General features: G+C 70.7%; 23 protein-coding genes, 1 other RNA gene and 1 pseudogene. 6 read left to right on the top strand and 19 right to left on the bottom strand.

All coding sequences use genetic code 11. The features are described from left to right. Positions 1–41: 41 nt before the first annotated feature. The 16 genes and pseudogenes from ACFWVE_RS22720 to ACFWVE_RS22795 all read right to left on the bottom strand — a co-directional run. Positions 42–1076, bottom strand: a complete 1035-nt coding sequence (locus ACFWVE_RS22720; RefSeq protein WP_384016781.1) for a hypothetical protein — start codon at positions 1074–1076, stop codon at positions 42–44. Beyond that, complete coding sequence (locus ACFWVE_RS22725) at positions 1073–4108, bottom strand: flavin reductase (RefSeq protein WP_384016784.1); 3036 nt, start codon at positions 4106–4108, stop codon at positions 1073–1075. Before ACFWVE_RS22725 ends, ACFWVE_RS22720 begins: the two co-directional genes overlap by 4 nt. Then, the gene (locus tag ACFWVE_RS22730; RefSeq protein ID WP_384016787.1) at positions 4105–5571 is read right to left on the bottom strand and encodes a 4-hydroxyphenylacetate 3-hydroxylase N-terminal domain-containing protein; all 1467 of its coding nucleotides are present in this window, start codon (positions 5569–5571) and stop codon (positions 4105–4107) included. The genes ACFWVE_RS22725 and ACFWVE_RS22730 overlap by 4 nt, the downstream gene beginning before the upstream one ends. Positions 5572–5618: 47 nt before the next feature. Beyond that, complete coding sequence (locus tag ACFWVE_RS22735) at positions 5619–7088, bottom strand: hypothetical protein (protein WP_384016790.1); 1470 nt, start codon at positions 7086–7088, stop codon at positions 5619–5621. 7 nt (positions 7089–7095) lie between these two features. Continuing rightward, positions 7096–7344: a ferredoxin gene (locus tag ACFWVE_RS22740; RefSeq protein WP_384016793.1), complete on the bottom strand. Its 249-nt coding sequence runs from the start codon at positions 7342–7344 to the stop codon at positions 7096–7098. 2 nt (positions 7345–7346) lie between these two features. Next, positions 7347–8714 carry a phenylacetate--CoA ligase family protein gene (locus tag ACFWVE_RS22745; protein ID WP_384016796.1) on the bottom strand — a complete coding sequence of 456 codons (1368 nt, stop codon included), beginning with the start codon at positions 8712–8714 and terminating at the stop codon, positions 7347–7349. Further along, positions 8711–9706 (bottom strand): BtrH N-terminal domain-containing protein, encoded by a 996-nt coding sequence (locus ACFWVE_RS22750; protein WP_384016799.1) that lies wholly within the window; start codon positions 9704–9706, stop codon positions 8711–8713. Before ACFWVE_RS22750 ends, ACFWVE_RS22745 begins: the two co-directional genes overlap by 4 nt. Beyond that, positions 9693–10370: a hypothetical protein gene (locus ACFWVE_RS22755; protein WP_384016802.1), complete on the bottom strand. Its 678-nt coding sequence runs from the start codon at positions 10368–10370 to the stop codon at positions 9693–9695. Before ACFWVE_RS22755 ends, ACFWVE_RS22750 begins: the two co-directional genes overlap by 14 nt. Next, positions 10367–11056, bottom strand: a complete 690-nt coding sequence (locus ACFWVE_RS22760) for a class I SAM-dependent methyltransferase (protein WP_384016805.1) — start codon at positions 11054–11056, stop codon at positions 10367–10369. The genes ACFWVE_RS22755 and ACFWVE_RS22760 overlap by 4 nt, the downstream gene beginning before the upstream one ends. Continuing rightward, positions 11049–13121, bottom strand: coding sequence for a molybdopterin-dependent oxidoreductase (locus ACFWVE_RS22765; RefSeq protein WP_384016808.1), 2073 nt, complete (start codon positions 13119–13121; stop codon positions 11049–11051). Before ACFWVE_RS22765 ends, ACFWVE_RS22760 begins: the two co-directional genes overlap by 8 nt. Next, the gene (locus ACFWVE_RS22770) at positions 13118–14155 is read right to left on the bottom strand and encodes a BtrH N-terminal domain-containing protein (protein WP_384016811.1); all 1038 of its coding nucleotides are present in this window, start codon (positions 14153–14155) and stop codon (positions 13118–13120) included. The genes ACFWVE_RS22765 and ACFWVE_RS22770 overlap by 4 nt, the downstream gene beginning before the upstream one ends. 48 nt (positions 14156–14203) lie before the next feature. Next, complete coding sequence (locus tag ACFWVE_RS22775; protein WP_384016814.1) at positions 14204–15475, bottom strand: TrpB-like pyridoxal phosphate-dependent enzyme; 1272 nt, start codon at positions 15473–15475, stop codon at positions 14204–14206. Between the two features lie 323 nt (positions 15476–15798). Then, entirely contained in the window at positions 15799–16764 is a 966-nt protein-coding gene (locus ACFWVE_RS22780; RefSeq protein ID WP_384016817.1) for a ParB N-terminal domain-containing protein, read from the bottom strand. Between the two features lie 404 nt (positions 16765–17168). After that, positions 17169–17574: RNase P RNA component class A (gene rnpB, locus ACFWVE_RS22785), an RNA gene on the bottom strand. A 108-nt stretch (positions 17575–17682) separates the two neighbouring features. Next, positions 17683–17895: a hypothetical protein gene (locus tag ACFWVE_RS22790; RefSeq protein WP_384016819.1), complete on the bottom strand. Its 213-nt coding sequence runs from the start codon at positions 17893–17895 to the stop codon at positions 17683–17685. Between the two features lies 1 nt (position 17896). Then, positions 17897–18379 (bottom strand): annotated as a pseudogene (locus ACFWVE_RS22795) (Uma2 family endonuclease); the annotation flags it as partial. A gap of 173 nt (positions 18380–18552) precedes the next feature. Here ACFWVE_RS22795 and ACFWVE_RS22800 point away from each other — a divergent pair. The 4 genes from ACFWVE_RS22800 to eda all read left to right on the top strand — a co-directional run bounded on the left by ACFWVE_RS22800 (position 18553) and on the right by eda (position 21568). Then, on the top strand, positions 18553–19377 hold the full coding sequence (locus ACFWVE_RS22800; protein WP_384016822.1) for a MerR family transcriptional regulator: 825 nt from the start codon (positions 18553–18555) through the stop codon (positions 19375–19377). Continuing rightward, positions 19374–20003 (top strand): hypothetical protein, encoded by a 630-nt coding sequence (locus ACFWVE_RS22805; RefSeq protein WP_384016824.1) that lies wholly within the window; start codon positions 19374–19376, stop codon positions 20001–20003. The genes ACFWVE_RS22800 and ACFWVE_RS22805 overlap by 4 nt, the downstream gene beginning before the upstream one ends. A gap of 22 nt (positions 20004–20025) precedes the next feature. After that, positions 20026–20808: a peroxide stress protein YaaA gene (gene yaaA, locus ACFWVE_RS22810; protein ID WP_384016826.1), complete on the top strand. Its 783-nt coding sequence runs from the start codon at positions 20026–20028 to the stop codon at positions 20806–20808. A 79-nt stretch (positions 20809–20887) separates the two neighbouring features. Next, positions 20888–21568 carry a bifunctional 4-hydroxy-2-oxoglutarate aldolase/2-dehydro-3-deoxy-phosphogluconate aldolase gene (gene eda, locus ACFWVE_RS22815; RefSeq protein ID WP_384016828.1) on the top strand — a complete coding sequence of 227 codons (681 nt, stop codon included), beginning with the start codon at positions 20888–20890 and terminating at the stop codon, positions 21566–21568. On the opposite strand, the gene ACFWVE_RS22820 is transcribed toward eda, so the two are convergent. Genes ACFWVE_RS22820 through ACFWVE_RS22830 form a run of 3 tightly spaced genes read right to left on the bottom strand, consistent with a single transcriptional unit; the run spans position 21543 to position 24729 of the window. Further along, positions 21543–23069, bottom strand: coding sequence for a bifunctional RNase H/acid phosphatase (locus ACFWVE_RS22820; RefSeq protein ID WP_384016830.1), 1527 nt, complete (start codon positions 23067–23069; stop codon positions 21543–21545). The two genes, eda and ACFWVE_RS22820, sit on opposite strands and share 26 nt — an antisense overlap. Positions 23070–23122: 53 nt before the next feature. After that, entirely contained in the window at positions 23123–23866 is a 744-nt protein-coding gene (locus ACFWVE_RS22825) for a zinc ribbon domain-containing protein (RefSeq protein WP_384016846.1), read from the bottom strand. Next, positions 23863–24729 carry a Nif3-like dinuclear metal center hexameric protein gene (locus tag ACFWVE_RS22830; RefSeq protein WP_384016833.1) on the bottom strand — a complete coding sequence of 289 codons (867 nt, stop codon included), beginning with the start codon at positions 24727–24729 and terminating at the stop codon, positions 23863–23865. Before ACFWVE_RS22830 ends, ACFWVE_RS22825 begins: the two co-directional genes overlap by 4 nt. A gap of 196 nt (positions 24730–24925) precedes the next feature. Between ACFWVE_RS22830 and ACFWVE_RS22835 the strand changes: the two genes are divergently transcribed. Together ACFWVE_RS22835 and ACFWVE_RS22840 are read left to right on the top strand one after the other, a co-directional pair. Continuing rightward, positions 24926–26128 carry a hypothetical protein gene (locus ACFWVE_RS22835; RefSeq protein ID WP_384016835.1) on the top strand — a complete coding sequence of 401 codons (1203 nt, stop codon included), beginning with the start codon at positions 24926–24928 and terminating at the stop codon, positions 26126–26128. Between the two features lie 97 nt (positions 26129–26225). Continuing rightward, positions 26226–26393 carry a hypothetical protein gene (locus ACFWVE_RS22840; protein WP_384016838.1) on the top strand — a complete coding sequence of 56 codons (168 nt, stop codon included), beginning with the start codon at positions 26226–26228 and terminating at the stop codon, positions 26391–26393. The last annotated feature ends 61 nt before the right edge of the window (positions 26394–26454 follow it).

Here is a 26454-nt window from a genome sequence, read left to right on the forward strand (position 1 = left end):
TGGACCGGCCACGGCGACGGTGCGCCGCGGCCGGGTGCGGATCATGACGTGGCGGTACTCCAGTCCTTCACGCCGACGATCGTGACCTCGGCCCCGACCCCGAGGGCGTCGCCGATCCCGCTGCGGATCGACCGCCGCATCGCGCCGTCGGCAGGCGGTTCTGGGTCGGTCACGGCACAGGTCACGTGGAAGGTGCCGTCCCGGACCTCGCAGGCGAAGTGCGGCGCGAGCCCGGCGTGGCCGAACACGATCCGCTCCACGTCCGCCGCCGGGACGAGGCCGGCCGGTCCGCGTACCGCCGCGGCCACGCTCCCGAGCGGAACCAGGACCCGGCTCGTGGCACCGCAGTCACACCGGTGGTCCGCCGGCCACAGCTCGACGAGCTCACCGGTCGGTGAGCCGCCCAGGAGCAGCTCGCCCCGGGGACCGTCACGGACCTCCGCCCGTAGCCGGTGGTCGCACAGGTGCAGTGCGCCGTACTCGCAGGCAACGGCCACCGTCGGTGTCGACGGCGTCCCGTAGAGGGCGGAGGTCTTCGCCGCCCAGACGGCGCCGACGCGGTCGAGGCGCTCGGTGGAGCAGGCCTCCCCCACGCAGATGATCGTCCGGATCGTCGAGTCCCCCGGCCGCTGCCCGAGCGAGACCGCGAGGCTCGCCAGCTCCGCGGCGAAGCTCGGCGAGCACACCAGGGCCGTCACCTCGTACTGCTCGACCAGCCCGAGCAGCCGCGGCATCGGGCAGATGGTCCGGCTCGTCCCGACGCTGATCACCGAGGCGCCGACCATCTCGATCACGCGGTCCACCTCGGCGCCGATGAACGACAGTTCGTACGGCACGGCCGAGACCACGACGTCGTCCTCGGTCAGCAGCCGGCCCAGTGCCAGTGCCAGGTCGATCTGATTCAGGATCCACTCGTCGCGGGTCATCGTGATCGGCTGCGGCCCGCCCGAGGGGTCGACCCGTTCGCCGTAGCGCGCACGGACCGCGTCGCGGCCGTCCGCCGTGTCGCCGGCATCGCGGGTGAGCAGTTCCAGGAACTGCTCGTAGTGCGTTGCGATGGACGTGGTCGTCGTCACCTGGCCTCCGCTTCCCGGGTGAATCGGCGCCACCCGTAGTCGTCGAGAGCGCTGTCGCCCCGTTCGGTGCGAAGCAGTGGGCGGCGGCCGGTGCCGGCATCGAGGTCGACGCTGACGACCGTCGCCAGGACGAACTCGTGGTCACCGATCCGGTAGGTCGACTTCAGGCTGCAGTCGATGGTGCCGACGGCGCCGGAGAGCCGGGGGCAGCCGTTGGCGGACGGCGTCCACGAGAGGGCGTCGAAGCGGCTGTCCGGCCTGCCCTGCGAGAAGGCGTCGGACACCTCGTGCTGGTCGTCTCCGAGGATGTTGACGCAGAACCGGCCGGTGTCCGCGATGGCGTTCCAACTGGTGCTGCTCGAGCGCACCAGGAAGCCGATCAGGGCGAGTTCGTCGGAGACGACGGTGAGCGAGCCGATCACCAGTCCGTACGGTGTCGGCCCGTTCTGGTCGGACTGCCGCGCGGTGCCGGCGACCACCGTGACGGCCCGCGGCAGTAGCTCGCCGATGATGCCGAGGTCCGGCGCCGCACTCGGTTGCCCGCTTTTGACGGGGTCGGGCACGGGCACGGCCGCGCCGGGTCCCTCGCGCAGCCGGCGTACGAACCGGCCGGTCACGCCGGCCGGGTTGGCGGCGAGTTCCTCCGGGGTCCCGCTGTGCACCACCCTGCCACCGTCGCGGCCCGCACCCGGCCCGAGATCGATCACCCAGTCGGCGATGGCGATCACCCTCACGTTGTGCTCGATGACCACGATGGTGTTGCCGGTGGAGATCAACCGCTCGAACAGGGCCAGAAGGTGGCGGATGTCGGCGGCGTGCAGGCCGCGCGTCGGCTCGTCGAAGATGAACAGCGTGCGGCTGCGGCGCTGCTTGAGCAGTTCGCCGGCCAGGTTGAGCCGCTGCGCCTCGCCACCGGAGAGAGTGGTCGTCGAGCAGCCGAGCTGCAGGTAGCCCAGGCCGAACTCGTGGAGCACGCCGAGCGCCTGGACGACCTTGGGGGAGCTCTCCGCGTCGAACCATTCGAGTGCGTCCTCGACGGTCATCGACAGCACGTCGTGGATGTTCTTGTCGTCCAGCCGTACCTCGAGGACGTGGTTCTGGAACCGGCGGCCGTCACACTCGGGGCAGACGACGAACTCGCTTTTGAACAGGGTCATCTCGATCTCGGCCAGCCCGAGTCCCTTGCAGGACTCGCACCGCCCGCCGGCGACGTTCGGGCTGAACTCGGCACGGCCGAGTCCGCGCTCGACCGCGTCGGCGCTGCCGGCGAAGGCATCGCGGATGTGGTCGCTGACGCCGATGTAGGTGACGAGCGTGCTCCGGCTGGAGCGGCCGATCGGGCGCTGCTCGACGTAGATGACGTCGTCCAGGGCTTCGGCTCCCTCGATGCCGGTGCTCTCGGCCACCACGCCCGCCGACCGCTGGGCGATGGCCCGGGAGACCGATGCGTGGATGCCGTCCACCAGTGAGCTCTTGCCCGCGCCGGACACGCCGGAGACGCAGGTCAGTCCGCCGAGCGGGAACTTCGCGGTCAGGTCCACGACGTTGTTGCGCGTGATGCCGCGGACCGTGAGCCAGCGTGCGCCGGTGAGGTCGGCCTTGGTCCGCGACGGCCCCGCCGACAGCATCGCGGTCGCCGTCGGCGAGTCACTGGAGTTCAGCAGGTCGGCGAACCGACCCTCGAAGACGATCTCGCCGCCGCGCGATCCGGCCCCGGGTCCCAGTTCGACGATCCAGTCGGCGGCACGGATCACCGACTCGTCGTGCTCGATGACGATGACCGTGTTGCCGAGATCGCGCAGCCGCCGCAGTGAGTCGAGGATCCTCCCGGTGTCGGCCTCGTGCAGACCGGCGGTCGGTTCGTCGAGGACGTACATGACCCCGGTCAGGTCACTGGCCAGATGCTGCGCCAGCAGCAGCCGCTGCAGCTCACCGCCGGAGAGGGTGGTGACCGGCCGCTGCAGCTGCAGGTGCCCCAGGCCGACGTCCTCGATGTTCGCGCTCTGCCTGACGATCGCGGAGGCGAGCTCGCGCACCTGCGCCGGCACGTCACCGGACGTGAGCCCCTCGCGCAACCGGCTGATCGAACGCGACAGCTCGTCGCTCTGGAAGTCGTGGAAGGTGTGCCCGGCCACCGTCGCCCTGAGCGACTCGGGGCGCAGCCGCCCTCCGTCGCACGCGGGGCAGACCTCCCGTCCGAGGTAGTTGGTGAAGGCGTTCTTGCGGGCGGCGGACGACGCGTTCCTGTACGCACGTTCCAGGAAGCCCAGAATGCCCTCGAAGCGGAAGTCGTTGGTGACCTTGCGGATCTTGAGGGTGTAGACCGTGTCCGAGCCGTGCAGCACCCGCCCGGTCTGCTCCGGGCTCAGTTTCTCGAACGGCAGGTCGAGGTCCAGGCCGATGTCCGCGGCCATCGCCTCGAAGGCCTTCCGCACGTTGGGAACGGCGAACGTTCCGGGGTCGGCGCCGTCCCAGATCTCGGTGAGCGTCTTCGACCGGTCCGGGACGATCCTGTCCAGCGAGAAACCGACGAGTTCGCCGATGCCGTCGCACCGAAGGCACTTGCCTTCCTTGCGGTTCGGGCTGAAGTGCTTCGCGGAGTGCGGTTCGGCGAAGCAGCCGCAGTCGTCGCAGAACAGGTCCGGGCCGGCCGGGCCGAGACAGGCGGGGCAGACCGGCCGCGAGCCGGCACCGAACAGCAGCCGGTACAGCCCGTCGAGGCCGGTGAGGGTCCCCACGGTCGAGCGGGGGTTGGAGTAGCCGCCGTCGCGCTGGCGCAGGGCCACCGGCGGCTGCGTCCCCGCGATGCGGTCGAAATGGTAGTCGCCGTCGCCCATGTCGAGGGACTTGCTGGACAGGGCACCCAGGTAGAGCGTCTTCGAGTGTTCGAAGAGGGTGTCGATGACCAGGGACGACTTGCCCGATCCCGAGACGCCCGCGGCGACGACCAACTGTCCCTTGGGGAAGGAGACGTCGACCGACTTGAGGTTGTGGGTCGTGACTCCCTCGAGTCGAATGCTGTCGAGGCTCATGTGGTGTCGTTCCGCCCTTCGGCCAGTGTGCGGGCCTGGGTTTCGCAGCGCTGCAGGTCGGGATACCGGGCGTAGAGCATCGAACGGACCCGGGCGGGATCACCGCGGTTCCACGTCTCGTAGAGTTCCTGGCGCATCCCGAAACGGTCGACGGCCAGATCGGCGGCGAGCCGGAAGATCCGGGCCTTCTCGTCCACGCGCATCTCGCGCCCGCACATGTAGGTGTCCAGCACCGCGCGCAGCTCGGGCGTCCCCAGATCGGCTTCCGAGGGCTGCATGATCAGACCCGACGCGCCGATCTGCCGGATGATCTCCGAGCCCCGCGTCGAGAAGCGGCCGGCGACGGCGTCGAGCGCGGCCGTCGAGCCGGGGGCGAGCAGACCCGAGGGGGTGGGCCGGCACTCGGCGTCGATCGCGGCCAGGCCGAGCCGCACGATCTCGACGTACGAGGTGAGCTCGCCGAGTAGGTCCGTGACCTGCCGGAACTTGTCGACACCGATCGCCTGGGCCAGTAGCGACGCGACACCGAGCATGGTGCGCAGCCGGTGGTAGTAGCGCAGTTGGCCGGTGTAGAGCGACCACTTGTTCAGCTCGCCGAATCCGCGGACGGCCGTTCGGGAGTCGTCGAGCAGGAAGACCCGGTTCATCGGGATGAACACGTCGTCGAACACCAGCATGGCGTCCTGCTCGTCGTAGTGCGCGGAGAGGCCGCCGGAGCCGTCGGCGTACGACTTGCGGCACAGGACGCGAAGGCCCGGCGTCGCCAGTGGGGCGGCGAACCAGCAGACGTAGCCGGGGTCCTCACGCAGGTAGTTCGCGGGCGAGAGGTAGATGAGCACCTCATGGGCGTACGGCGCCAGGGTGGCGATCTGTTTGGCTCCCCGCACGACGATGCCGTCGGCGCCGCGCCGCACCACCCTCAGCCCCAGTTCCGGCCGGTCGGCGGGGGTCGCGGAACGATCGATCTGCGGGTCGCCCAGGCCGTGCGTCAGCGTGAGGTCGTTCTCGCGGCAGTAGTGGTAGTAGTTCTCCGCGTTGCGCCCGAACTCCGGATCGACCTCGGCCAGCTCGAAGCGGAAGTCGTACAGGCCGACCACGACGTTCGACATGAAGTCGGGCACCCGGGAGAGCTGGCCGTAGGACGCCTCCGCCCACCGGTGGGAGTTGGCCCACTTGCGGCTGAGGCCGTCCCGGTCGGCCGGCGCCAGGTACGACAGGCTGACCGGGTTGCCGGACGTGTCCGACCGGTGGAGCATCTCGTCCGCCCGGTCGGGCAGGTGCTGGGCGTCGTAGAGGCCGGCCAGCGTGGACAGCATCGGCTGGAAGCCCGGGTCGCCGGTCACGTCGACCCGGCGCCCGTCGCACCAGACCTCCCGCTCGTCCTTGAGGCTGGCGACGTACTCGGTCCCTCGCCAGGCTCCGCCGGACGAGCCCGGCAGAAGGGTGATTTCGTCAGTGGGCATGACGCTGTCAGAGGCCTCGGGTCCTGTGGTGGTCACCGTCCGCGCTCCTACGGGTTCCGCTCGGCCGCACCGGACCGGAACGGCTGATAGTTCTGCTCTTGGACCTGGGGGAAGTACTCGCGTGTCGCCTCACCCACGACCCGCATCAGCTCGGAGTCGAGGGAGCTGGGATCGGTGATGAGCTTGGCCAGTGGTGAGTCCGGCACGGCGTTCGTCAGGCTCGTCCGGCGCGCCCGGTGGACCGTGGCCAGCGAGTAATGGGCATTGGCCGCGTCCCGCATCTTGTAGACCGCCTGGGGCCCGTCCGGGATGCCGATCATGGACTTGGTGCCGCCGCCGCCCAGGCAGTTGCGGGGCATGTGCAGATGCTCGTGCCGCCACTGCTGGTGGGCGGAGTGCAGCAGGAACGCCTGGTCGACCACGGTGTGCCGCAGCCATGCCTCCGGGTCGTCGTGGCGGCGTGCGTCGATGTCCAGGACGATCTCCTCGAGCGACGACTCGCCGAGCGAACGCAGCCAGGTCTCGAGGTCGTTCCACATGTGCTTGAACAGGTCCCGGAACATGTGCTGCTTGATCGACAGCGAGTGCGTACCGCTCGCGGGCCCCAGATTGGTCCGGAACTCGTGGTACTCGCCGGTCGCCAGGTGCTCGGCCATCACCCGCTGCGCCTCGACCACCGGATCGAGCAGCTCCCGGCAGACCGCCAGGTGCTGCGCCGCCCGGCTCAGGGCCGATGCCCGGATCGCCCGGACGGCGACCTCGAGGTGGTCGTTCGCCTCGGCGCAGAGAATCTCCGGTACCTGGTGCAGGGCGACGAACTCGCCGTGCAGAGTGCCCGCGTTCAGCTCGGTCGCGGCGACCGCGCGTGCCAGTGTCTCGGCGGAGATCAGCTCGTCGGTGCTCCGGCGCACCCCGACGGGTACGGCGGTGAGGTCGCTCTCCCACTTGGTCGCGTCATGGCAGCCGAGCCGGATGCCGTGCAGCACGCGGTACAACGGGTCGTCGATGCTCTTGGTGGCGATGGTGGAGCGGGTCAGCTCGGGCGCGCCGGCCAGCAGCGAGCCCTTGGCCGCGTCCTCCAGCCCCCGGAGCGCGTCGACGTAGGCCGCGTAGCCGGCGGACTCGGAGATGCTCAGGGTCGTGGCCCCGGTGGACACGCCGGATCCGAAGGCGCTGCGGGCGTCCGACATCACCGTGCCGAGCCCGCGCAGCAACCGGTGGAACCCGACGGCCCACTGCACGTGGCGGGAGGCGGCCGGGATGTCGTCGGCCAGCAGGCACGCCCGGGTTTTGCGCGCCAGCCGGGCCAGGTTGAGCAGGCACACCTCCGACGCTTGGAGGACCGCGCACACCGTCGAGTCGTACGTGCCCTCCGGCACCGCTCGTGCGGCCCGCGCCTCGCCGAGCAGATCGATGCGGTGCAGCTGGTCGTAGTTCTCGGCCACCGGTCCCAGCTCGGTCATCTGCCGCCGGCCGGCGCACATGTCGGCTTTTACTGGATCGTCCAGGCTTGACATTGCCCCATCACTCCTCAGTAGGCCCCGCTGAGTACCGGATCGATTCGGTGGGGCAGGATTCGAATGCGTCGAGGACCCGTTCGAGCTCGTCGGGTGTCCCGGGTTGTTTGCACACGTAGTGGACGTCGTTGTCGAGGTCGGCGTCGAAGTTCTCGGGCGCCAGGTCGTTGCAGAGCTTGCAGTCGATGCACGTGTCATCGATCTCGAAGCGCCCCTCGATCGGAACGCGCGTGGGAAGCGGCAGTTCCACCCTCATCGTCAGCCCCTCCCTCCCCCGTGGACACTGAAGTTGCGCATGGTCGGTTTGGCCGAGGTCCGCAGCGCCGTCTCGAACCGGTCGGTGTCCAGCCGGCGGAATCGGGTGGCCGCGCCGAGTCGGTCACGGACACCGGCCGCGATCGATGTCCGGGTCGCGTCGTCGCCGCTCGACGGCGGCAGGGCGATCTCCAGTGCGTCCCCGTCGATGTCGAAGGCGAAGTAGTACGGCGCGGCGGTCATGGCGCTCAGGACGATGTCCTCGATCTCCAGCTGGGAGGTCCAGCGGTCACCGACCGGGATCCGGTCACCGATGCGGCCGCGGTGGTGCAGTCGGCGCAACGGGGACCCGCAGCCGCACGGCGCCGCCTCGATCCGGCAGACGTCACCGGTCCGGTACCGCAGCAGCGGCATGGCCCGGCTCGCCAGCGTCGTCACGGCCAGCTCACCGACGGAGCCGTCCGGCAGCCGCTCGCCGGATCCCGGATCCACCACCTCGAAGAACGTCCGTGTCTCGACCAGGTGCAGCTCACGGTCCGGGCAGAACATGGCCAGCGTGTTGGTCTCGGTCATGCCGAACATCGAGTACGCGACGGCGTCCCACTGATCGGCCAGCCGCCGCTTCTTGGCCGGCGACGCGCCCTCCCCCGCCATGAGGATCTTCGAGACCGCGAGGTCGTGACGCGGGTCGAGGCCACGGCGGCGAGCGATCTCACCGAGGAACAGGGCGCGCGTTCCGGAGCACACCAGTGCGGTCGCGCCCGAGCGCAGCAGGGCGTCGACCATCCGGTCCGGAGTACAGGACGGTGAGGCCGCGCCGAGCGGCACGATGGTGCACCCGAGGATCTCGATGGCACGGTCGAGGTCCTGTCCCACCCCGGCCAGCTCGTAGGGGACGGCGATGGCCGCGACGTCCCGCTCGTCCAGCACGGCGGCGAGCAGGCCGGCGACGGTGAGGTTGTTCTCCAGCCAGTCCCCCATCGTGAAGAACGCCGCGACCGGGCGCCCGTTGCCGGTGCCGGAACTCTCGTCGAACCGGATGACCTCGCGCCGCGGCACGGCAAGCATGCCGAGCGGGTAGGCGGCGGAGAGGTGTTCGCGGGTCGTGAAGGGGATGGCCTCGAACGCGTGCGGACGGCCCTGGGCCACCGCTCTGGCGACACCGGCCGGTAGGAGGTCGGCGTAGAACGGTGAGTTGCGGCAGGCGTGCTCCACGGTCGCGGCGAGCGCCTGTGCCGCCCATGCGTCGAGCGCCTGCCGGTCCAGTGACGTGACCGCGGCGACCCTCCGCGCGATGTCGAGGCGGGTGACGAGGGTGTCGTGCAGCCTGCTTCGCGGGTCGCGGCCGGCCGGCCGGGTGAGCGTGGTCATCGGGACGCCTCCTCCAGCCGCACCATCGCCGCACGTTCTCCGGCCGCGAGACTGTCGACGATCGACGCCGCCTCGTCGAGCGATCGCCGGGCACCGGCGTCGTCGGCGTCGTCGGCGTCGCGCAGCAGGTTCGCCACTTCCGTCCAGCGCTCGGAGATCCGGCGGTACTCGACGGCGAGCTCGTCGTAGGTCTCGATGCCGGTCAGTTCGTGCGCCTCTTCCAGGAACTGCGCCCACAGCGTCCGGAAGAGTCCGCCGCCCGTTCCGCCTTCCTCCATGCTGGTGCCGACGGTGCTCATCGCCTCGACGGGACGGTCGAGCCGGCCGTGCCATCCACGCATGAGCGAACCGGCCTTCGCGATCCCCTTGAATCCCATGTTGGTGATCGGCGGGCTCAGGAACTCCTGCGCGGTGGCCAGGATCGAGGACTGGCATGCCTTCGCGAGGGTCGACTCGTCGTACCCGCGCGGGTCCACCCGGACCGACAGGTTGCGCGAGGACATCGGTCCCCCGGCGGACCGGGCCCGTCTCAGGCTTTCCCGCGAGGTCGACTGAACGCCGAGCGACCGGGTCTCGACGACGACGAACCTGTCGTCCTCGTATCCGATGCAGGCGACGTAGTGTGCGGCGAAGTGGTGGTTCTCCTGTGCGTAGTCGAGGTGGTGGCGGTCGAGCTTGAGCCCCACCACATCGCCCTCGTCGAGCGCCTCGATCAGGGTGGCCTCGGCCTTCGCCGGTGACGACGTCTCCCGCGCCCGCAACTCGAGGCCGAGAGCGTCCACCACGTTGCGTATGAGCTGGTCCGGCTTGACCCGGCCGGCGAGGAACGGGGTCGGCATCTGCTTCGAGTGCCAGTACAGGAACGACAGCCCCTGCCCCAGCCCGAAGATCAGCGGTTCGCTCAACTCGATGTCGTGGTTGCGGAGCATGTTGAGCAGCGCGGTGGATTCGCAGTGGTCACCGGAGTACGGCGAGATGTCAATGACTGCCATCGCCGGGCTCCGTTCCGCCGCGCGGCGCCTCGTACACGATCTCGAGCACGGTGCCGCTGTCGTTGTTGCGCAGGTGTCCGTAGGTGTGGCCGAGTTCGTCCGCCTCGGTGAACGCGATGTTCTCGAGGTGGTCGACGTCCCGGTCGAGGACGTCCAGGACGTAGCGGACGTCGGCGTCGGTGTGCACGTCGAGGGCGACGTGCGACATGAGACGTCCCCGCTCCTCGGCGGAACGGTCCGCCCAGGGGCCGAATCGGCGGCACGTGAACATCTCGATGGCGCGTCCGTCGGAGAGAACGATCGAGTTCCACCATCCCGGCGTGCCGTACTGCCGGGGCGAGATGTACGACGGCCCCATCTCGACGGTGGCGATCCGGCCTGACGCCCGGAGGTCGTTCAGGAAGGCGTTCCAGCCGAACACCTCGTCGTCGCTGTCGTAGTCGCCCATGTAGATGCCGACGTGGTTGACCCCGGCGAACTTCTCGACGACGTGGTCCGGCGCGTGTCCGCACCAGGCCGACAGGTACGGCCCGCAGTCGAGGTTTTGCCATGTGTCCGACGTCTCGAGGATCTCTTCCCAGGACCGGTCGAAGCCGGAGCGGCCGGGGAAGCGCCCGTCACTCGTGGCGGTGATGGCCGGTGAACTTCCCGCGAGCGAGTTCATGACCCTTCCTTTCTGCCGGTGATGACGATGCCCATCTGCACTTCCGTCACGACGGCCGTATCGAGCGCGGTGTCTTTCAGGAGCTCTTCGATCTCGCTCTTGACGTACGAGGACCGGATCGAGGTGCGGAAGCCCGGACGCATGTCGGCCGCGATGTTCGCCTTCATGAACTGGAAGGTCGTCCGGTCGACGTCCCTGCGCAGATCGGAGATGCAATACCGTCCGCCCGGCCTGAGCACGCGATGCATTTCCGACAGGGCGGTCACCGGATCCGCCCATTCGTGCAGCGAGGACGCGCTGATGGCGTGATCGAAGCGGTGGTCCTCGAACGGCAGGGCCAGCACGGTGCCGCATTCGTAGGCGCACCGGCCGGTAACGCCGTACCCGTCCGCGTTGGCGCTCGCCCGCCGGAGCATCGCCGGTGAGATGTCGAGGCCCACGAGCCGGGCGGAGTCGTCGGCCCGGGTGATCCATTCCAGGCCGAGGTACCCCGGGCCGCATCCGAGCTCCAGGACCTCCCCGGAGTCGATCTCCGCCGCCAGGATGTCGTCGATCTTCTCCCGGAGCCAGCCGTTGTCCCGGATGGAGCGCTGCATCTCGTCGTACTTGAGGGCCAGTTCGTCGCCCTGCAGGCCCTCGTCGGTTTCCGGCACGCGGGCGGCGACGGTGCCTCGCGCGCTAGCCACGGCCGGGTCCCGGCCGCCGGATTCCCACTGCTACGCCTCTCATCGTCGCGCTCCCCATGTGCACGTCGGAACGGTCGTTGGTCGTCACGAGATTGACCGAGGATCTGAGCGACTCGTCGACCGAGGACTCGCCCGGATACCACCAGCCGGCATCCGCCAGCACGACGTTCGGTGCGACGGAGTCGGAGATTCTGACCGTCATGCGCACCCCGCGCGCACCGGCCCGCGTAACGAGCTCCACCTCTTCGCCCTCTGCAAGCCCCTCCCGCTGCGCGGTTTTCGGATGCACGGTCACCCGCGCCGTCGTCTGGCTGCGCGAGGTGGTCGGCAACTGGTGGAACTCGGTGTTGTAGAACTGGCGCGGATGGGCGCTGGTCATCACGTACGGCAGATCCGGGTCCGCTCCCGGCGGACGCCGGAAGACCGGGAACGGCTCGTAGCCCATGGCCTGCAGCCCGTTGTTCATCAGGTTCACGCGTCCGGACCGGGTGCCGAATCCGCCGTCGCGGTACTTGCGGTACCGCTTCTCGTTCCGGATGTAGCCGATCTTCGTGAACTGTTCCCAGGTGAGATCGATGCCGGCCAGCTTGGCGTCGAGAGCGGCTTCCAGCGAGGGGAAGAAGTGCCGGCTCAGGCCGAGCCGTTCGGCGAGTTCCAGGATGATCTCCTCGTCCGAGCGGCAACCGTCGACGGTGGCGATCTTCTGCCGGGCCGCGATGTAGGAGTTGAACTCGACGATCTGGTCCCGCTCGAGCCAGCTCGAGGTCGGCAGGATCACGTCGGCGTGCCTGGCGGTCGGCGTCATGAACAGGTCGCACACGACGACCAGGTCCAGCTTGGCGATCGCCTTGCGGACCAGCTCGGTGTTCTCGTGCGATGCCAGGATGTTGCTGCCGAAGATCACCATCGAGGTGATCGGGTACGGTTTCCCGGTCACGACGGCCTCGTGCAGGTCTCCCGGCGCGACCCAGCCGGCCATCGACAGGATCTTGTGCCTGTCGCCGCCGATCCGCTTCTTCGCCTGCTCCTGAGGGAGCAGATCCGAGCGGGGGAAGGCACGCCGGCCCTCGATCGGCATCGGGTCCCAGATCACGTCGCCGCCGGGAGCGTCGATGTTTCCGCAGATGGCGGCGAGGATGGCGATCGCGCGGTGCGTGTCGAAGGAGTTCTCGTTCTGCGACAGACCGGTTCCGGCCTCGATGCACGCCCGTGACGCGAGGGCGTAGGAGCGGGTCGCGTCCCGGATGAGCCCGGGCGCGAGCCCCGTGGTCCGCGCGACCCGCTCGAGGTCGTACGCCCGCACGTGCTCGGCGAGTTCGTCGAACCCGGAGGTGTGCGCGGCGACGAAGTCGTGGTCGTACCAGTCCTCGTCGATGACCAGTTTGATCATGCCGAGTGCCAGTGCGCAGTCGGTTCCCGGCTGGACCGCGAGGTGCAGACCGGACCGGGCCGCCGTCCGCGTCCGTCGCGGATCGACGGTGATGACGCGGCTGCCCCGTTCCATGGCGCGCAGCAGCTTGACGCCGATCACGCCGTCGGAGTGGGTGCTCGGCTTGTTGCTGCCCCAGAGCAGGACCACCTCAGGATCACCGTCGTAGTCGCAGAAGGTGAATCCGCCGTACGTCATGATCGATGCCATGACCCGGGGGTAGAAGCACACGTGCGCCGGGCCGACCACGTTCGGCGTCCCGAGCGCGTTCGCGAGCCGGAACACCCACTCCTGGTAGTTGCGGTCGGTCCCCTGGCCGAGGACGACGGACTCGGGCCCGTGCCGGCTGATGGTCGTGGTGAGCTCGTCGCCGATCCGGTCGAGGGCGGCTTCCCAGCTGACCGGCTCGAACGTCCCCGAGCCGCGCGGTCCGGTGCGCACCAGTGGCGTCGTCAGCCGGTAGGGGCTGCGCAGCAGGTCGAGCGACGCCTTTCCCTTGATGCAGAAGTAGCCCTCGCTCGTGGGGTTGTCCGGGTCCCCGTGGATGTCGGTGGGGACGCCGTCCACGAGTTCGACGATGGCGCCGCACCCGCCGTGGCACATACGGCAGACGGACTTCAGCCGGGTGATCGTCAAGTCTGCTCACCCGCCTGCTTGGTGGCCGGCACGAGCAGCCCTTCGAAGAGGGACTGCTCGGCGTCGGCGATCGCGTTCAACCGGGCCGCGACGGCTTCCAGCTGCCGTCGCCCGTCGTCCGCACCGCGGTAGGCCGTCAGCATGTCGATCGCCTGGTTCCACTGGCGCTGCACGTCGCCGAAGCCGTCGACGAACGGGTCGAGTTCATGGTCGCCGTACCGCTGCCGCGCCTCGAACAGGAACGCGCGGTAGAGCTTCCGGAAATTGGCTCCCCCGGTTCCCGCGAAGCGCCAGAAGCGGCCGACGCCCGGCACCACCTCGTCCGCGCAGGCGAGTGTGTCGCCCCATTGGGCGATCTCGGAGGCGGCCCGCCGCAAGGCGCCGATGCCGCATCGCGGCCCGCGGTCCGCGGTCATCCGCTCCGCGGTCAGCCGGATGGCCTTCCAGATCTGCTCACGCAGGACCGCGTCGGTGTCGGTGGTCAGCCGCGCCGGCGGCCGCTCCACGTACATCTGCAGGTTCGGCGACGGCATGAACCCTTCGTCGGAACCGCGGGCACGGCGCAGCGAATCCTCCGGAAGCGTCTGTGCCCCACCCTGCTGATCGGTGTCGACGACGTAGGCGAGGGAGTCGTCGAGCCCGTACAGCGCGATGTAGTGGGACGCGAAATGACTCCGGGAGGAGAAGTAGTCGAGGTAGAAGATGTCGACGGACATTCCCACGACATGTCCCGCGTCGAGCAGCTTCGCCGCTGCGTCGCGGGCCGACACCGAGTCGGGTGCCCGCGATTCACGCAGTTCCACACCCAGGGCCGAGCAGGCGTTGCGGGACACCAGGGCAGGCCCGATCCGGCCGGTGAGCATCGGCGTACCGCGACCGGGATCCGGAGCGTCCCAGTACTGGAAGTCGATCCCCTGGCCGAGGCCGAACAGCATGGGTTCGGATATGCCGACACCGGCATGGTGAAGCATGTTCCGCAGGGTGGTCGTCTCACAATGAACGCCGAGCTGGGGCTGAAATGTCGCCAAGCGCATATGGCTTCCCAATCGCAAGGTGCGGAGATGCCGTGCAGGGGGGTGCGGTCATGCGTCGAGCAGAACTTCGTGGTAGCCCTGCAGATCGAGGAAGCCGGAGCCACTGGCCAGGACCACGATCACCGGTTCGAGGTCTTCCGCGTCGGCCTTGGCTGCGACATCCAGGGCCGCGGCGACCGCGTGGTTCGCTTCGGGTGCGAGCAGCAGACCCTCGGTCTGCAGCAGTACCCGGCCTGCCTCGAGCGCCGTCCGCTGGTCGAAGGCGACGGCGTCCAGCACGCCTTTGCGTCGTAGCAGGCTGACCAGGGGGGAGCTGTGATGGTTGCGCAGGCCGCCGACGTGGTTGGGCGGTGGGATGAAGCCCTCCCCCATGGTGTAGCCCAGCACCTCGGGCGTGAATCCGCCCAGGTCGGTGCGGCCGTACGCGTAGACGCCGCGGGTGAGCCGGGGCGCCGCGGTGGATTCCGCGGCGAGGAAGCGGAGGTCCGCTCCGTCGGCCTTGGCCCGCAGGTGCGGGCCGATGAGACCGCAGAGATTGCTTCCGCCACCCGAGCTCGCGATGAGGTGGTCGCCGCGGCCGTCGACGCCGAGGTCCTCACCATGGGTTTCCCTGAGCTGCGTCGCGACCTCGAGCCCGAGCAACGTCTGATGGAGGTAGACGTGCGGCATCCCGCTGCCGGCGAGGTATGCGGCGGAGGGCAGGCCGAGGGCGTGCTCGATCGCGTCACTGATCGCGGTGCCGAGGCTGCCGGGATGGCCCGGTACTTCCTCGAGGATCTTTCGTCCGATCGCGGTCCGAGTCGACGGCGACGGCCGCACCTCGGCCCCCAGGAGCTCCATGTAGTGACGTCGGTAGGGCTTCTGCTCGAGCGAGCACCTCACCATGAAGATCTCGGCCCGCAGACCGAACATCCTCGCCGCCAGCGCGACACTCATCCCCCATTGACCGGCCCCGGTCTCGGTGACGAGAGTGGTCCGCCCCTCCTCGGCCGCGTAGTGGGCCTGCGCTATCGCGGTGTTCAACTTGAAGCTGCCGCTGGGCAGGATGTCCTCACGCTTGAGGTAGATTCTCGCGCCCGTACCGAGGTGTTTCTCGAGCCGGCGTGCCCGGTGCAGCGGTGTCGGCCGGCCGCATTGCCGCAGCCAGTCCACGACCGGTTCGGGTATCGCGATCCACTGCTCACGGGAACCGTTCTGCTCAATGAGAACGCGTGGCCGGACTTTCTCGGAAATCTCCGCGGCGGTGGGGCTTCCGGAATCCCGGACCTCCGGCATGGGGCCGGGCAGATCCCCCAGGAAGTTGTACCAGTGTGTCGGCATCTCCGATAATGGCGGACCGCCGCGATCGGTTGAATGGGGCACGGGCGATCGCTCACGCCCGGCCTGTTCATGGATGTACGAAGTCACTTTCCCCCGCTTCGAATTTGTGAGAGCCATCGTACAAGTGCGTTCGAACGCCGCACAACCACCGCACTTCGGACCGCAATGAATCACCGGCCACAGTTCCACTGGCGTTTCCGGACCTGTTGCGTCAGCACTTCACGGAATAGTCCGGAAGAAGCGAGAGGACGATGTCGACGAAATCAACCGGGGGCGCCGAACCGAAAGCGTCGGCGACGCCGCCTGCCGAACCGGCCGGGCATCTATACGTCAGCGTCTCGGGAATCGATCCGTTCCGTCAACGATTCCGCCAGGAGTTGCCAGCTCGCGGCGTGGTGCCGCGCCAGCTCGGCGATCATCGGCGCGCAGTGGATCGGGAGGCTGTTCGCCATCGCCGCCCAGTCGTGCGGCCGCGCGGCCGAGGGGTCCAGTGTCCGCAGCAGCTTCCGGCCCACCTCGGTGAACCGGAGCGAGGGATCGGCCCGCAGCCGCCGGACCGCCAGTGACAGGTCCGCGCTCCCCGGGTGCGCCCCGGGACGTTTCACGATCGCGGGGTCGCCGGCTCCACCGTCCCGGACCGGCTCCTCGTTCGGCTGCGCCGTCGTCCGCGGTTCCCCTGGGACAGCTCGCGCCCGCCTCCGCACGTCCTTCGCCGTGGTGAGCGAGAGGCCCGCGGCGCGCGCCACCTCTCGCGCCGACGCGTCGGGGTTCGCGGTGAGGTACACCTCCGCGCGACCGCGGGCTTCGGCCGCCGCAAGCGGGTAGGCCACCCCGTCCCGCCCGAGTCGTACGGCGGCCGGGTGCGGAAGTTCCGCACCCGACCGCCGCCTGAGCGCTGCGATGGTCTTGTCCGACAGGCCGACGATCCCGGCCAGCCGCCGGTTGGACCACTCCGGGAAGTCGGCGAGCATGTGGAGGGCCGCGGCCTTGCGGTCGGCCAGGGTGAGCGGCAGTCCGTGGCTGCTGTTCAGCTTGACCGCGAGCACGAAGGCTTCTCGTTCGTCACCGTTGAAGAACACGGCACTGATGTGCGTGGCGCCGCTGTTCTTCACCGCCCTGAGCCGGTGCACACCGTCGATGACGGTCATCGCCTTCCGGTGGATCACGATCGGCGGCAGGTCGGAACACACTTCGGCGAGCGCGTTGATGTGCCGCGGGTCCTCCCCGCCCGTACGGGGTGAACCCGCGACCAGGATTGTGCTGATCGGTACCTGGGTGATCTCCGACAAGAGTCCACCGAGGCGCGAATCCGGACAACGAAAGTGGTGTTGTACCAGCTTCTTCGTGGATACAGAGATGTGGTCCATCGCTCTTCCTCCTGACTGACTTCCGGCGGACCTACCAGCTGTCGTACGACGCATCCGGCTGTGGATGATGTCAGGCAGCGAGGCGAACCGAGGACCGAGGAAAGGAAGAGCTGTCGTGGATGATCGCAAGGGTGTAGAACATCGAGTCTCCCCCCGTAACGCAATGCCGAGAACCGACTCTCGCACACTGTCAGGAGGATCGAGTCGACGCAAGACTTCCGTCTCGCCTCCCTGCCGAGAATTCGATCGTTTCTTGATCCTGATTGCGTGACGGAAAATTGTTCAACCGTCAATTACGGACTCCGGGCCGCGTAAATGCGGAGCGGCAGACGAGTCGGGCTGTACGCCGGGTTCTGTCGCCCGGTCGCCTCGCGGCGGCCGGGGAGACGGCCATCCATCTAGGGCCGGCGTTGCCGCCGGCCTCGTGCGGTCTACCCGCGGACTCGGGCGGGCAGCCCTCGAACGTCCGCGCAGAAACACCGGGGTGTTTCCTTTTGACCTTGCTCCGGGTGGGGTTTACCTAGCTGCCCAGGTCGCCCTGGGCACTGGTGGTCTCTTACACCACCGTTTCACCCTTACCGGGGGCCGGAGCCCTCGGCGGTCTGTTTTCTGTGGCACTGTCCCGCGGGTCACCCCGGGTGGCCGTTAGCCATCACCCTGCCCTGTGGAGCCCGGACGTTCCTCGGGGAGCTCCCCGTCAGGGGGTCTCCACGCGGCCGTCCGCCCGGCTCGTCTGCCGTGTCGACCATGGTACCGGGCGTGGGTCCCGCTTCGGCGCGGCGGCCGTGGCCAGGACGGAGCCGCCGGGGATCGGGGCGAACGCGGCCGGCACCGTCGCCGTCAGGGGCTCGTCGAGGAGCACCCGGCCGTGACCGCGACCGCCGGGTTGACGTACGTGATGACGGTGGCCCGGGCCGGCCCCGCTTCCCTGATCAGCTCCAGGAAGGCGACGAACGCGACCGCCGCGCAGACGGCGCCCAGGGCCGCGAGGGAGATCGGGGCCCCGGCCGAGGGCAGCTCGGCCGGCCTCGCGAGCACCCTCCCGGTAGTCATCGCGGTAGTCGTCGCGTTCCGGGGCGCTGAACAGGGTGATCGAGGAGGCTTCGCGGTCGACGAGGAGGTAGAGGGGGATGCCGCCTCGGGCGTAGCAGCGGCGTTTGGTCTCGCGGTCGGCCTTCGGCTTGGAGGAGGTCACCTCAAGGACCAGGGCGACCCCGTCACAGGGCATCCAGGAATCGGCTCCCCGGTAGAGCCGCAGCCCCCTTGGGGCAAAAGTGCCGTCCGGGATCAGGCGGTCCTTCGGGCAGCCACCACCGCTCCGCAGCTTCAGCCCCTTGTTCCCGGAGAACTGCATCCTGGTCCGGGAACGCTCGAGGACCTGCTCCACGATCAGTCCGATGCAGTCCTCATGATCCCCGTCCGGCGGCGTCACAACGATCTCTCCCTCGATCAGCTCCGCCCGGAAACCTTCCGGGGTGTCCAGGGCGAGAAAGCCCTCCAGCAGGACGTCTTCCTGCGTGAGCGGCTCGTGGGCCATGGCAGTCATGTCACGCCCCTCCTTCTGTCGCCCGTCAGACCGGGACATCGGCTGATCACCTGTCCGTGATATCGGGAATCGTCCACTCGATCGTGGCACAGGATCACGGCCCTCGTCAGATGCCACGGCCGCCGGCTTGACCCTGCCGCGACGTCAACGTCTCTACTGGGGGCATGCGGATCGGAGAACTCGCCGCGGCCGTCGGTGTCACCACGCGGGCCGTGCGGCACTACCACCATCTGGGGCTGCTGCCGGAGCCGGAGCGGCGGGCCAACGGGTACCGGGACTACACGCTGCGGCACGCCGTCGTGCTGGCGCGGATCAGACGGCTGACCGAGCTGGGGCTCGGGCTGGCCGAGGTGCGGGACGTGCTCGCGGACGACGCCGGCAAGGACCTCGTCGAGGTGCTGACCGAGCTGGACGAGGACCTGGCACGGCAGGAGGCGGCGCTCCGGGACCGCCGGGCGCGGCTGCGGACGTTGCTGGAGACGGAGGGCGGGCCGACCACCGAGGGGCCCGTCTCCCCCGAGCTGGCCGCACTGTTCCGAGAGGTGGCGGGTCTGTCCGACTCCCCCATGGCCGCCAGGGACCGGGAGATGCTCGCCCTCGTCGAGACCGCGGCGCCCCCGGAGCAGCGGGAGCAACTGATGGGCCTGCTCACCGGGTTCGTGAAGGTGCCGGGCGGGGTGGAGCGCGTGCTCGCCGCCTACGCGCTGCTCGACGAACTCGCCGACGCCGAACCGGACGACCCCCGCGTGGACGAGGCTGCCCGCGTCCTCGCCGAGTGCCTGCCCGCCGGCCTGCTCCCGGAGGGGGCACCCTCGCTCGACCAGGACAACGGTTTCCTGCGCGCCATGTACGCGGACTTTCCCCCGGCCCAGGCGGAGGCGATCCGCCGGACCCTGCGGATCATCACGGAGGAGCGGACGGAACTGACGGAACGGACGGAACTGACGGAGCTGACGGAGCTGACGGAGCTGACGGAGCTGACGACATGACCCGCGGCGTGCGGGTGGGCCGGGCCCTTGTCCAGCATGAACTGCGGTTGATGGTGAGCCTCGCGCTGTGGCTGGCGCGGCGGACGCATGGCGTCGGGGGCGGGACGGCCTTCGGGTACGCGCGGGGGCAGGGCGCGGTCATGTTCGGGTTCGCGTTCGTGTGCGTCGTCGAGACGGTGGCGTTGTCGGTGCTGCTGCTCGACTGGCCCGCCGTCCACGCGGTGGTGCTGTTCCTGGACGTGTACACCGTCGTGTTCGTCGTCGCGCTGCACGCCGCGAACGTCGTACGGCCCCATGTGCTGGACCCGGACTCCGGCACGCTGCGGATCCGCCGGGCCGTCCACGTCGATCTGCGGATACCGCTGGAGCGGATCGCCTCCGTACGGCGTGAGCTGCGGATGAGCCATGACCCGGCCGACGGGGAACTGGACCTCGAGGTCGGTTCGCAGACCACGGTCACGCTGGAGCTCACGGAGCCGGTCACCCACGTCACCTTCTTCGGGCGGCGCCGGGACGTGCGCGTCGTGCGGTTCCACGCCGACGCGTCCGACGCGCTGGTCCGGGCGCTGGCCACGGGGCGGTGGGCCGATCGGGCGCAGGACCCGGCACCGTACGCTGGCGGCTGAGCTCTACCGTGAGGAGTACCGCGTGCTTGTCCTGCTGCCGCCGTCCGAAGGCAAGGCCGCTTCCGGCCGCGGCGCCCCGCTGAAGCCCGAGTCCCTGTCGCTGCCGGGGCTGACCGGTGCCCGGGAGGCCGTCCTCGCCGAGCTGGTGGAGCTGTGCGCCGCCGACGAGGACAAGGCGCGCGAGGTACTGGGGCTGAGCGAGGGGCTGCGGGGCGAGGTCGCCAAGAACCTGGAGCTGCGGACCGCCGGGGCCCGGCCCGCCGGGGAGATCTACACCGGGGTGCTCTACGACGCCCTGGACCTGGCCTCCCTCGACGCGGCCGCCCGGCGCGGGGCCGCCCGCTCGCTGCTGGTGTTCTCGGGGCTGTGGGGTGCGGTCCGGGTCACCGACCGGATTCCCTCCTACCGCTGCTCGATGGGCGTACGGCTGCCGGGGCTCGGGGCGCTGGGGGCGTACTGGCGTACGCCGATGGCCTCGGTGCTGCCGGAGGCGGCCGGCAGCGGCCTGGTGCTGGACCTGCGGTCGGCCGCGTACGCGACGGCCTGGAGGCCGAAGGGGGAGGTGGCCGCCCGTACGGCGACCGTGCGGGTGCTGCACGCGCCGACCCGGAAGGTGGTCAGCCACTTCAACAAGGCGACCAAGGGGCGGATCGTCCGCAGTCTGCTGACGGACGGGGCCGCGCCGAAGGACCCCGCCGCGCTGGTGGAGGCGTTGCGGGATCTCGGATACGTGGTGGAGGCGCAGGCTCCGGCCCGTGCGGGGGCGCCGTGGGCGCTGGACGTACTGGTGGACGAGGTGCACTGACGACGGGCGGGATCCCCTCGCGTTGCATCCTGCGCAACACCCTTTGCGGAGGATGCTTTGCCGCGGGCAGGATGTCGCCATGAGCTCCTCCCTGCCCTCACCGGCACCCGCCCCCGCTCCCGCTTTCGCCGCATCCGTACTGGATCTCGCGCCCGTCGTGCCGGTCGTCGTGGTCGAGGACGTCGCCGACGCCGTGCCGCTGGCGCGGGCGCTGGTCGCCGGCGGGCTGCCCGCGATCGAGGTGACCCTGCGGACACCCGCCGCTCAGGACGCCCTCCGCGCGATCGCCGCCGAGGTGCCGGACGCGGTGGTCGGGGCCGGCACGGTGATCACGCCGGGACAGGTGCGCGAGGTGGTGGCGGCCGGGGCGCGGTTCCTGGTCAGTCCGGGCTGGACGGACGCCCTGCTGGAGTCGATGCGGGCGTCCGGGGTGCCGTTCCTGCCGGGGGTGTCGACGGTGTCGGAGGTCGTGGCGCTGCTGGAGCGCGGGGTGCGGGAGATGAAGTTCTTCCCGGCACGGGCCGCGGGCGGCACGGCGTATCTGAAGGCGATCGCCGGGCCGCTTCCGCAGGCCCGTTTCTGCCCGACCGGAGGGATCGGCCCGGACTCCGCGCCGGACTACCTCGCTCTGCCCAACGTCGCCTGTGTCGGAGGGAGTTGGATGCTCCCGGCGGACGCGGTGGCAGCGCGCGACTGGGCCCGGGTCGAGCGGCTGGCCCGCGCGGCGGCGGACCTCAGCGCAGGTGGGACGTGTCGTTGAACAGGCGGACGCTGGCGTTGCCGTCGGCGTAGTACGCCACCGCCGACAGTGAAGCCGCCGAGAGTTCCATCCGGAACAGGGCCTCGGGCGGGGCTCCCAGAGCGAGGCGTATCAAGGTCTTGATCGGTGTCACATGGGTGACGAGCAGGACCGTGCGGCCCGCGTACGCGGCGGCCAGCCGGCTTCGGGTGGCCGCGATCCGGGTCGCGGTGGCCGCGAAGCTCTCGCCGCCGCCGGTGGGTTCGGCGTCCGGGGAGGAGAGCCAGGCGTTCAGGTCGTCGGGGTGGCGCTCGCGCACCTCGGCGAAGGTGAGGCCCTCCCACGCCCCGAAGTCGGTCTCGCGCAGCCCGTCGTCGACGGTGACGTCGAGGCCCAGGCGGGCGGCGACGATGCCCGCGGTCTCGCGGGTACGGGCGAGGGGGGAGGCGACGATCGCCTGGACCGTGCCGCGCCGGGCGAGCGCCGCGGCGGTCCGCTCGGCCTGCTCGCGGCCGACGTCGGAGAGGGAGGGGTCGCTGCCGCCGCTGCCGGAGAACCGTTTCTGGGGGGTGAGCGGGGTCTCGCCGTGCCTCAGGAGGACGAAGGTGGCCGGCGGCCCCATGTCCGCGGGCGCCCAGCCCGAGGAAGGGGTGACAGCCGGTGCCGGCCCGGTACCGCGGGCGGTGTCCGTCTCCGTGCCGGGGGCGGCCACGGCCTGCGCGGCCCGCACGTCCGCGGCGGACTTTCCGGCAAGGGTGTTGCCCGCATCGGCGCCGGCGGCCCCGGGCCCGGCCCCGCCGGTCCCCCGCACTCCTGCCCCCGGGCCGGAGTCGGGGGCAGGGGCCGACACCGCGCGGGCCCGGGGCGCGCGCGTCACCGCGTCCCCGGGTGGGCCCGACTGCTCGGCTGCCGCCGGCCGTCCGCCCTGCGTGTTCAATGCGGCTCGCACATCAGCGGCGGCCCTTCCGGCAGGGGTGCCGCGCTCGTCCGTACCGGCGGCATCCGCCCCCCGCGCACCGGCCTCCCCGAGCGATCCGGGCGGCTCGGGTGTCACCGGCCGCGCGGCCGGTGTGTCCGGCGCGGCGGGCGAGGCCGACGCAGTCCACTGCTCGCCCCGCTGCCCCGCGTCCATCGCCTCGTTCGCCAGGCGGTCCGCGTGTTCGTTCCGCTCGCGCGGGATCCACTCGTACGTGACCCTGCCCGGCGGGAAGACGCGTGCCGCCTCGGCGGCCAGCGGCTTCATGGCGGGGTGTCTGACCTTCCAGCGGCCCGACATCTGCTCGACGACGAGCCTGGAGTCCATCCGGACGTGGACCACGGCCTCCGGGTCCAGCTCGCGCGCGGCCCGCAGGCCGGCCAGCAGGCCCGAGTACTCGGCGACGTTGTTCGTGGTGGCGCCGAGGTACTCGGCCGCCTCCGCCAGCGTCTCCCCCGTGGCCGCGTCACTGACCACGGCCCCGTAGCCGGCGGGTCCCGGGTTGCCCCGCGACCCGCCGTCCGCCTCGACGATGAACTCCCGCACCGGGAAAATCTCCTCGGGTCTCCTCGGTTCTTCTCAGATCTCCTCGGATCCCCCTACAGGCCCGACTCCGACGTGCGGACCAGGATGCGGCGGCAGTTCTCGCAGCGCACCACGGTGTCGGGCGCGGCCTTGCGGATCTCGCTCAGCTCGGTGATGGCGAGCTCCTGGCGGCAGCCCTGGCAGCTGCGGGCGTACAGCTTCGCCGCGCCGACGCCGCCCTGCTGCTCGCGCAGCTTCTCGTACAGCTTGAGCAGGTCCGCGGGGACCGACCCGGCGACGACCGCGCGCTCCTTGGTGACCGTGGCGGCCTCGCCGTCGATCTCCGCACAGGCCGCGTCCCGGCGGGCGGTCGCGTCGTCGATCCGCGACTGGACGGAGGTGACCCGCTCGGACAGTTCACCGACCCGCTCCTGCGCGGACTCGCGGCGCTCCATGACCTCCAGGACGATGTCCTCGAGGTCGCCCTGGCGCTTGGCGAGGGAGACGATCTCGCGCTGGAGGTTCTCCAGGTCCTTGGGCGAGGAGACGGCGCCGGAGTCGAGGCGCTTCTGGTCGCGGGCGGCGCGCTGGCGCACCTGGTCCACGTCCTGTTCGGCCTTGGTCTGCTCGCGGGCGCAGTCGCTCTCCTCGGTCTGCGCGGCCACGTGCAGGTCGCGCAGCTGGGCGAGGTCCCGGGTCAGCGACTCGATCTCGGCGTGCTCGGGGAGCGACTTCCGCTTGTGCGCGAGCTGCTGGAGGCGGACGTCGAAGTCCTGGACGTCGAGGAGTCGGATCTGGTCGGCGGGCTCGGCGTTCAGTTGGGGGCTCCAGATGTATCGGGTTCGAAGGATGCCGCGTGGGCGGTCCAGGGGTCGGTGACCGTGGCGGAGACATGGACCCGCAGGTCCCATCCGTGACGGTCGGAGATCGCGTCGAGCTGGGTCGCGGCCAGCTCGCACCAGGGCCACTCGGTGGCCCAGTGCGCCGCGTCGAGCAGCGCGGGCGAACGGCCTGCGGCATGCTCCGCCGCGAACTCCGACGCCGGGTGGTGGCGCAGGTCCGCGGTGAGGTAGGCGTCCACGCCGGCCGCCCGGACGTGGGCGAAGAGGCTGTCGCCGGAGCCGCCGCTGACGGCGACCCTCCGCACGAGCGCCTCGGGGTCGCCGGCGACGCGGATACCCTGCGCGGTGCGGGGCAGGCGCCCGGCGGCACGGGCGGCGAGCTCGCGGACGGTCAGCGGGTGGTCCAGTTCGCAGACGCGGCCGAGCCCGCGGCGGCCCTCGGGGTCCGTGGTGTCCGGCACCAGCGGCCGTACGACGCGCAGGTCCAGGGCGCCGGCCAGGGCGTCGCTCACGCCGGGGTCGGCCGTGTCGGCGTTGGTGTGGGCGACGTGCAGCGCGATGTCGTTCTTGATGAGCGCGTGCACCACGCGGCCCTTGGAGGTGGAGGCCGCGACGGTGGTCGTGCCGCGCAGGTAGAGCGGGTGGTGGGTGACGAGCAGGTCGGCGCCCAGCTTCACCGCCTCGTCGACGATCTCCTGGGCGGGGTCCACCGCGAACAGGACCCGGCCGACCTCCTGGTCGGGGTCGCCCGTGACGGTGCCGACCGCGTCCCAGGACTCGGCCCGCTCGGGGGGCCACAGGGTCTCCAGCGCGGCGATGACTTCAGACAGACGGGGCACAACGCAAGGCTACCTGCCCGTATGCCGCGGGAGTACCGGTGCGGGTGGGGGAACGACGCCCGCCCCCGGCCGGCACATACGCCTCCTCTTCCTCAGGCGAATCGTTCCTGGAACACCCTTATGTGTGAAGCGGGGGCCGGTGGGTCCCCCGACCGCGCGTACGAAAACTACGTTCGTCGCCGGAGGTGACCGAACGATGACGGTGTGCGCGATCGAGCCATCGACGGAGCACGGGGAGGCCGGGCACGAGGAAGGGGTGACGGCGCCGCCGGGCTGCGTCCTCAGCGCCGACGGTTCCTACGGCGCGCGCCTCGCCCGCGACGGCGACCGCCTGTTCCCGGAGCGCTGGACCCTGGACGGCCCCGAGCCCTACGCGGTGCCGCTGCCCGGCGGCCGGCCCGAGGAGCCGGGCACCGAGGTGCAGCCCATGGGTGACGGGCGGGTCCTCGTCCACCGGCCGGCGGACGGGAGGCACGCGTTCTCCCTGCTGTACCCGTCCGGTCCCGGCACCGGCGAGGTGAGGCTCGGCGCGGTCGTCCGCCCGGACGGGGGGACCCGGCTGCGGCTCCTGCCGCCCGCGCCGTGCGGGCGGCGGGCGTACGCCCTCGCCGTGGGCCCGCGGTCGACGGCCCTGTGGCTGGTGGCGGGCGGCGCCTCCGGGCCCGAGCGCGTCGCCGAGGTCCCGGGCCGCTGCTCGGGCGGGGCGTGGCTGGACCGCGCCGGCCGGATGCTCGCCCTGGACCGGGAGGCCGGCGGGCGCACCAAGGCGGTCGTCGTGGACCTGGGGCGCGGGGGCGAGGTGTCGCCGCTGCTGCAGCTCACCGAGGAGAGCGACGACCGGGTCCTGCTCGCCGACCCGGACAGCGGCCTGCTGCTGATCCGCTCGGACGCGCCCTCGCCGGGGCAGGGCCGGCTGGGCTGGGGGGTGCTGGGCAGCACGCTGCCGGTGCGTTTCCCGGAGTGCCTGCGGCTGCCGGACTGCGCGGTCGCACCGTTCGCGATCCAGCCCGGCCAGGTGCTGACACCGGAGGGCTGCGCGGTGGCGCTGCGCGTCGACGGAGCACTCGGCAGCTGGGTCGGGGTGTGGCGGCCGGCCCGGCGGCGGATGCGTCATCTCCCGGCGCCCGAAGGGTGGCTGGCCGGGACCGGACGGTGGACGGCGGGCGGGGAACTGCGCCTGCCGTGTGCCACCCCGGCCATGCCCTGCGCGGTGGCCGTGCTGCACCCGCCCGGGCCGGAACGGCGGTCGGAGCAGGTACGGAGGGAGACCGGAGAGGGATCCTCCGCGAAGCTTGAACAGCCCTTTCCGCAAGGGGAGTCCGCACCTCCGGCCGTACCGGCCGCACGCCGCCCCGTGCCCCTTCGACAGGCGCCTCTGGGACGGCTTGTAACGAAGTAGCGGCGGTCCGCGTGGTCGCCTGGATCCACCCCCTGGTCCGCCGGTTAAACTCGCCCGGCTGCAGGAAAGATCATGTGTACGGGGTGAGTTTCTTCCGATGAACGACGCGAGCACGAACCAGCCGCAGGCCGCCGGGGGCGGGCAGACCGCCACTGGGCACGGCAGGCACCGCGGGCCGGTGTCCCAGCAGGACGCCATGGCGGCCCCTCGCGGCCGCCACCGCAGGCCCGCCAAGGAGAACGAGCCTGTGGAGGCATCGGTCTGACGTCAGGTCGGATACGTCCCGCGGGTGCCAAGTGGACAGCTGAGCGGCCCCGCTCGTCGCA

The sequence above is a fragment of the Streptomyces sp. NPDC058632 genome (assembly GCF_042717095.1).
GTDB lineage: Bacteria > Actinomycetota > Actinomycetes > Streptomycetales > Streptomycetaceae > Streptomyces.

Bases quoted from the DNA above. Each gene is read 5' to 3' on its own strand.
- ACFWVE_RS22835 (WP_384016835.1), top strand. From the start codon at position 24,926: ATGACGGTGTGCGCGATCGAGCCATCGACGGAGCACGGGGAGGCCGGG.
- ACFWVE_RS22840 (WP_384016838.1), top strand. From the start codon at position 26,226: ATGAACGACGCGAGCACGAACCAGCCGCAGGCCGCCGGGGGCGGGCAG.
- ACFWVE_RS22740 (WP_384016793.1), bottom strand. From the start codon at position 7,344: ATGAGGGTGGAACTGCCGCTTCCCACGCGCGTTCCGATCGAGGGGCGC.
- ACFWVE_RS22790 (WP_384016819.1), bottom strand. From the start codon at position 17,895: ATGACTACCGGGAGGGTGCTCGCGAGGCCGGCCGAGCTGCCCTCGGCC.
- ACFWVE_RS22725 (WP_384016784.1), bottom strand. From the start codon at position 4,108: ATGAGCCTCGACAGCATTCGACTCGAGGGAGTCACGACCCACAACCTC.
- ACFWVE_RS22735 (WP_384016790.1), bottom strand. From the start codon at position 7,088: ATGTCAAGCCTGGACGATCCAGTAAAAGCCGACATGTGCGCCGGCCGG.
- ACFWVE_RS22730 (WP_384016787.1), bottom strand. From the start codon at position 5,571: ATGCCCACTGACGAAATCACCCTTCTGCCGGGCTCGTCCGGCGGAGCC.
- ACFWVE_RS22770 (WP_384016811.1), bottom strand. From the start codon at position 14,155: ATGCGCTTGGCGACATTTCAGCCCCAGCTCGGCGTTCATTGTGAGACG.
- ACFWVE_RS22745 (WP_384016796.1), bottom strand. From the start codon at position 8,714: ATGACCACGCTCACCCGGCCGGCCGGCCGCGACCCGCGAAGCAGGCTG.
- eda (WP_384016828.1), top strand. From the start codon at position 20,888: ATGAGCTCCTCCCTGCCCTCACCGGCACCCGCCCCCGCTCCCGCTTTC.
- ACFWVE_RS22775 (WP_384016814.1), bottom strand. From the start codon at position 15,475: ATGCCGACACACTGGTACAACTTCCTGGGGGATCTGCCCGGCCCCATG.
- ACFWVE_RS22805 (WP_384016824.1), top strand. From the start codon at position 19,374: ATGACCCGCGGCGTGCGGGTGGGCCGGGCCCTTGTCCAGCATGAACTG.
- ACFWVE_RS22750 (WP_384016799.1), bottom strand. From the start codon at position 9,706: ATGGCAGTCATTGACATCTCGCCGTACTCCGGTGACCACTGCGAATCC.
- ACFWVE_RS22800 (WP_384016822.1), top strand. From the start codon at position 18,553: ATGCGGATCGGAGAACTCGCCGCGGCCGTCGGTGTCACCACGCGGGCC.
- ACFWVE_RS22755 (WP_384016802.1), bottom strand. From the start codon at position 10,370: ATGAACTCGCTCGCGGGAAGTTCACCGGCCATCACCGCCACGAGTGAC.